Source organism: Hymenobacter sp. M1-2 (assembly GCF_057808495.1).
Genome location: NZ_JBTYZO010000050.1, coordinates 1 through 5,628, shown reverse-complemented (window position 1 = coordinate 5,628; position 5,628 = coordinate 1). Strand labels below are relative to the sequence as shown.

The window sequence follows — 5,628 nt, the reverse complement described above, 5'->3', positions numbered from 1 at the left end:
GGTGGTACTGAATCCGGTCGATGATGGTGTTGTTCGCCACCCTGGCCCACCCCTCCACCAACGGACGCATTGCTGTAATGGCTACCTCCGCAGGCAGGCCCTCCACAAAGGCTAGCACCTCCTGAGCCGACCTACCAACCGCCACCAACTTTTCCGCTAAGTACTGCTCATCGGCCGTCGTCGGATTCGTCCAGGCCTTCCCCTGCTTAACGAGCTGGTGCTTCACCACCCGGCACGACGTCGAGCAGAACTTCCCTCCTCGGCGCTTCGGCTCGTACTCTTTCCCGCACTTCTGGCAAACCTGAATCATACCCGAAAGTACAAATTGTGTGATAAGATTTTCTATAACTAAAAGTGCTTAAAAACGAGTAGATGGGATATTCATCCACCCGCTGTAATCGACAAATTCGTCTGGTCAGTAAGCAAGACCAGATTACCAGACGGGTCTTGGAAAGTAGCGGTTTCCCCATCCTCATACCCGTGGATCATGCCTAGTATTTCGCCAGTCGGCAACCCCATCTGTGTCAATCGTGTGCGAGCGTCTTTGATAGAATGAATCGACAACCCCACCGGGCCGCGTTCGCCAACTGAGCTTAGTATGAGGGAAAAACTGCCTAACTGATAATACAATCCGTGTTCCTGCTCTAGAGGAGAAACCCCAAGTAGCGCCGTATACCACACGCTGGCCGTTGATTGATTATCTGCGAAAACGTAGTGGTTTGGCTCCATCAGAAAGGTAAGTGAGAAGACGTAAAGCAAATGTAATTCCTCGTTCCGAGGATAGGTTTTCGGGCATGAGCCACCCCGCACTGTCCAGTTTATTTTAGCACATATTCCCTCGGCCGGATAGACTTTTTTGGGCCCTGCAGGACGCCTCTATGCGGGGTGGCTCATGCCTGAAAACCTAACAAGCCCGACCGATGGCCGAGCTTGTTGCATAGGTGTGTGAGATGGGAGCAGCTGTGATCAATACAAACAAAACCGTCCAGCAGAGGGCGAACCTTCAACGCTGGACGGACTTGGGACGTGCGTCCGTGGCACTACCGTATTCCTGGCCGGTTGCTCCTCAGCAGAGCCGGTTACGCTTCCGATAGTAAGGCGAAGATAGAGTTAGTTAGACAACAGACTTGCGGTGCAAATCGAAAATATCTACCTCTCCTCTTTCTAATAGCTCCTCTAGGGCTTCTGTCCCATGTTCTTCTCTGTATCGAAGTTCATTTTCGGAAATAGGGATTGCTAGCACCCACGCGACGGTTTTAGTGTCGAAAGTGAGGGTTTCTAGCTTATCCTCCCACAAATAGGGGTCTGAGAACAGAACATGGGGTAAGTCTGCATTCTGATCGTACATCTGAATCGCATTTTGCAAAACTGAGCCAGGTGAGCAGAAAAACTTCTCCCGAATGGAGTAGAAGCCTATTGTGCTGAGCACATTAGGGAAATATTCTACATCCTTATAGGCTGCGCCCAATACCTCTACACGTGTCGGGAATTCTTTGCCATCCTGATAAGTCGGATAGTCCGAAAGCCCTACTGTGCCATAAAACCGCACATTCGGGTCTATGGGGTCCGTGCAGGAAAACAGGGCTAAATCCAGCTCGTTGATATCGTCGCGATACCGGCGAACAGAGGGATCGAACCCCAATGCACCAGCCAGAGTCTTCGCAATCGTCTTGTTTTCAGCGGAAATATTCATGTGGAAGGTGAGGTTAACTGCCCCCTAGAAATAGGTCGGTGAGGTCTTCTTCTTGGTGGGAACGATTGGAAGAGGGTAATTCAGGTCGATAATGTGAGGGAACGTTGTGTTCATCTACAAACTCCTTCCGGCCAATATTGCGCTGTGCGGCACTGAGCTGGTGTTTGCGGAACTCGTAGCCGGGTTTATGCCCCATATCCCATGTATCCGTGGGTTCAATGGGGGTTCGGGTTAAGGGGTCATATACTTTTCCATCACTTTCTTTGGCTCCCTTGAAAGCATCATCACGCACGCCTCGACGGTGAGTATAGGGACGTTGATAGTACCATTTACCGTACTCATTAACCGTACCAGCAGTGGATAAAACAGGCTCTGCTGGGCTGGTAGGCCGTTTCCCGGAGTAGGGAGACTTAGGCTTTTTCTTGCGTTTTTTCTTAGGTTTCTGGCCTAGTGGGGCTGATGAATTAGGTGCTGGTGGCTGAGCTGGTGGAGTTGGGGCAAGTGGTGGGGTTGATACCGAGAGAGATTGAGCCCGCAAGCTAGGAGATGGAAGCAGGGCCATCGGTTTGCTAAGGGCATTGAAGCGCGTAACCGCGTTTTTCTCCCAATACAAGCGAGTGTGGTTCTCGATGTGGGTTCCATCGAAGTCCACGGCCGCTGCACTGAAATGCACTTCTGTTTCCAGGGAAGGCCCGTGTTGGCCTCGTGCATCGAAACGCACCTGGTAGAACACACAGGCCGCGTCGTAGAAGGTGAGGCGACGCATCGTGTGGCCTTCCTCGTGGAAGAACCCCACATGGCCGCTTACTCGCCGGAAGGAATCCACTGCCAATTCTGCCCATAGGTCGTGTAGGGCTATCTCCCCGGTGAAGACCAGCACAATAAGCCCGGCTTTAACGGTAGAGCTAGGGCGTCCTTGGTAATCGACGGATTGCAGGAACGAATGGTGGGCTCTAGTGCAAGGGGCACAGAGGCCCGCCACCTGGACTTCGGCATGTAAAACGGGCACGGCGAATAAGCTTAGTTAGTCCGCCAAAATACCGTTTTTCTCCCCACTGCCCCCGATTAGGGCAGTAGTGTTCTCTCTGCTTCAACGCTTCATTGCTTCAAAATACCAATGCGTCAAAGTATCATGATGTCAAAGTATCATGACGTCAAAACTTCAAACGTTCGTGCTGCACCAAGCTGGCCAGCTCGGTGCGGGCCTGCGCCGCATGCGCTGCGGTGCCTGGATTGCGTTCTAGCCATTTGTAGCGAACGCCTAACCCAAACCCCCGGCCATCATAGCTGCCATCGGGCAACGTTTCCAACCAGAAGCAAGAGCCCGCTTCGTAAAATTCCTGCATGGCCACCTCAATGAGCACGGCCCTTTCCCGCTGCGCGGCGCTGAGCTGGGGCCACTGCTCTAGATAGTCTACTAGCTCATTAGCGAGTTGGTAGTACTCATTCTGATTGTAGAGATTCATTTTTTCCCTTTTGTTCCTCTTCCTTTAATTCAGCATCTGAGCTAGGTGAAGGAACAGGACTGTTAAAAAAATCTAATTGAGCATTCGTAAGTGGCATCTTTTTGTCTTGTTGAACTGAGTACTCATTTACCATTACAAGACGATTGCCATTAAAGAAGATAGCTGGATTGATAAAGAACGTATAAATCTTAGGGGTTCGGGCAATAAAGCCATGTTTAAGTAGCTCACTTACACCACTGTAAACCGAAGCTTTACTTGTATAGCCTGTAAATTTCATACAATCCTCCAAGTCAAAAAGCACCTGGTCTTTAGACACGTGTAGAGCATCTAAGAAGTAACCGAATACCCTAAATCCGGTGCTACTCAATTGGAATAAGGCCCGAATTTGACTTTTAAAAATCTTCCTAAATTCTTCTTTGTCAACCACGTGCTTAGTGCCGATGAGCATACTATGCTCCTCACCTGTGTCAGTGTTCACTATTGAGAACCCCTTAGGGTTACCCACCTGCACTACTTGATTCCTAGTGGGTACTACCAACGGAGCCAAGTAAGGATTACTCTGATGGACAGGGAAGGATGTAAGCTTGGCTACTTTTTCGGCTTTTTCCATACTAACAGTTCATTTTATACGCTGCAAATATAAACTATTAGGTCACAAGTTTTGAATTATTAGTTCAAAAAAAGATATTGAAAATTGAACGATTAGTTTTGAGACCTTGAACTATCAGTTCAGAAACCTTGAACTTTTTTTTCTTCTAACTCTCAGTCCAATAATAACTTAGTTGTTTATCCCTTCTTAGTCTTAAAATTGGGGCTGATTTAAGCCCCAATCCGAGCCTGCTTCGGCACTACATTTCAATGCCTCCGCCTTGGCTGCGGCCCTGCTGGCGGATCCGTGCCTTGTCACGTTGTTGGGTACGCTGCACGGCCTGTTCGTACGCCTCCTTCATAGGCACCCCACCTGGCTTAAGCTCGCCGAGTTTGAACCGGCTGCCGGTGGCTACATGCGCTAATCGGTGGCCATTCGTGGTAGCATCCCGGCTGTATTGAAAGTCGGGCAAGCGTCGCAGCTGCTCGGTCAGGTCGCTTGTCTTCCGAATGGGAGCTTTTAAGGCCCGCTGCACGTGGATTTCGGCCTCGGCCTGGATGCTGGCCCGCACCTGGCGTCCGTGTTCCAACACGTGCGCCGGTAGGGCCTCCCCCTGCACCGCGCGCACGGCCACTTGCGTCAGATCAGCCAGCACCTCGCCCCGATCAGCCAGAACTTTCGTTTTTGTGCCCTCCACGCTCGCCAATTGCCGCGTGAGCGTCTTCGCCCGGTCTTTGGCCGTGCTGCTGTCCTGCGCAATCTGCGCGGCCTTCGCGGCCCGTTCATTCGCGGCCGTGAGCTGCCGGGCCAGCTCCGCGTTCAACTGGGCCTCCTGCTCGGCTTTCCACTTGGCCAGGTTCACCAGGTCGAACGGACTCGGCCCCTCGATGTGCAGCCGGCCAGGCGTCGCCGGCGTGGCCAGCTCGCCCACCTCGCCGCGGCTGCGCTCCTGCACCCCGTACACGTGGCGCATGGTCTCGTGCTTGGCCCGGCTATGCTCGACGCCCCGCTCCAGCCCAAACGGCTTCATGGCCTGGGCGTAGTCGGTCTGGAGCTGGCGCAAGGTCTTCGGGTTGAACAGGTCTTTGGCCGACAAGCGCCCGTCTTCTGTGATGGGTACCACCACGGCCTGAAAGTGCGGGGTTAACTCGTCCTGGTGCAGCGTCATGGCCACCACATTTTCCTTTCCGAACTTGGCTTGGAGAAATGCAATGTTCGCCTTCTCCCAAGCACTATTCCGCACGTCGCCCACCCGGCCCTGCTCGTCGCGTTGGAAAGCCTCCGGGCTGGCTGTTAGAATGACCTCCATTGCCCGTACCGAGTCCGGCCGCACTTTCGCCCCGGCCTGCTCAATGCGCTCGGTGGCCAGCTCCCAATAATTGCGCTCGGCCGTGTTGATGTACTCCTGATTCCAGGGCTTACGCTCGACGTCCGCGTTGGGCGTTTCGCGCAAGCGGTAGTTGTGCGCGGTCTTAGCCGCGCCCTGCTGCGCGGTCTTAATCTTTTCAACTCGGAGAATGGCGTAGGCCATAAGGCAGTGGGGAAAAAGAGGTGGTTACAACTAATTATTAGCCCGAAGGGCCCACACCGGGCAAAGCCCGGTATAGTGGGTTATACCGTTGTTTATTTCGCGCTACTTGCTTACGCTTATTAATTACGATAACGGACAATTATTAGGAGAATACTTACGCTTAATATTTACGCTAGTGGTTTTCACTTACGAATATCACTTACGCTAATGGCTCTGACTTACGCTCCGTACTTACGCTTCTGGTAGACCTAGCGCGCTTTGTCCGAGCAGCCTGGGCCTTCAATTCCTGCTGCTGGTGGTACTGAATCCGGTCGATGATGGTGTTGTTCGCCACCCTGGCCCACCCCTC

6 protein-coding genes are annotated in these 5,628 nt (G+C 52.5%); all 6 read right to left on the bottom strand.

The genetic code is table 11. The features are described from left to right. On the bottom strand, positions 1-229 hold a 229-nt coding region (locus ACYSMN_RS25365; protein WP_488926734.1), incomplete at its 3' end, for a hypothetical protein. An 885-nt stretch (positions 230-1,114) separates the two neighbouring features. Then, on the bottom strand, positions 1,115-1,693 hold the full coding sequence (locus tag ACYSMN_RS25360) for a suppressor of fused domain protein (RefSeq protein ID WP_488926733.1): 579 nt from the start codon (positions 1,691-1,693) through the stop codon (positions 1,115-1,117). Between the two features lie 13 nt (positions 1,694-1,706). After that, positions 1,707-2,675, bottom strand: coding sequence for a type VI secretion system tube protein TssD (gene tssD / locus ACYSMN_RS25355; RefSeq protein WP_488926735.1), 969 nt, complete (start codon positions 2,673-2,675; stop codon positions 1,707-1,709). A 172-nt stretch (positions 2,676-2,847) separates the two neighbouring features. Continuing rightward, positions 2,848-3,159, bottom strand: coding sequence for a hypothetical protein (locus ACYSMN_RS25350; RefSeq protein ID WP_488926732.1), 312 nt, complete (start codon positions 3,157-3,159; stop codon positions 2,848-2,850). Beyond that, positions 3,137-3,769, bottom strand: coding sequence for a hypothetical protein (locus ACYSMN_RS25345; protein WP_488926731.1), 633 nt, complete (start codon positions 3,767-3,769; stop codon positions 3,137-3,139). Before ACYSMN_RS25345 ends, ACYSMN_RS25350 begins: the two co-directional genes overlap by 23 nt. 238 nt (positions 3,770-4,007) lie before the next feature. Continuing rightward, positions 4,008-5,279, bottom strand: a complete 1,272-nt coding sequence (gene mobV / locus ACYSMN_RS25340) for a MobV family relaxase (RefSeq protein WP_488926730.1) — start codon at positions 5,277-5,279, stop codon at positions 4,008-4,010. Positions 5,280-5,628 lie beyond the last annotated feature (349 nt).

Coding starts and splice junctions, on each gene's coding strand:
- ACYSMN_RS25345 (WP_488926731.1), bottom strand. CDS start 3,769: ATGGAAAAAGCCGAAAAAGTAGCCAAGCTTACATCCTTCCCTGTCCAT.
- ACYSMN_RS25350 (WP_488926732.1), bottom strand. CDS start 3,159: ATGAATCTCTACAATCAGAATGAGTACTACCAACTCGCTAATGAGCTA.
- ACYSMN_RS25360 (WP_488926733.1), bottom strand. CDS start 1,693: ATGAATATTTCCGCTGAAAACAAGACGATTGCGAAGACTCTGGCTGGT.
- mobV (WP_488926730.1), bottom strand. CDS start 5,279: ATGGCCTACGCCATTCTCCGAGTTGAAAAGATTAAGACCGCGCAGCAG.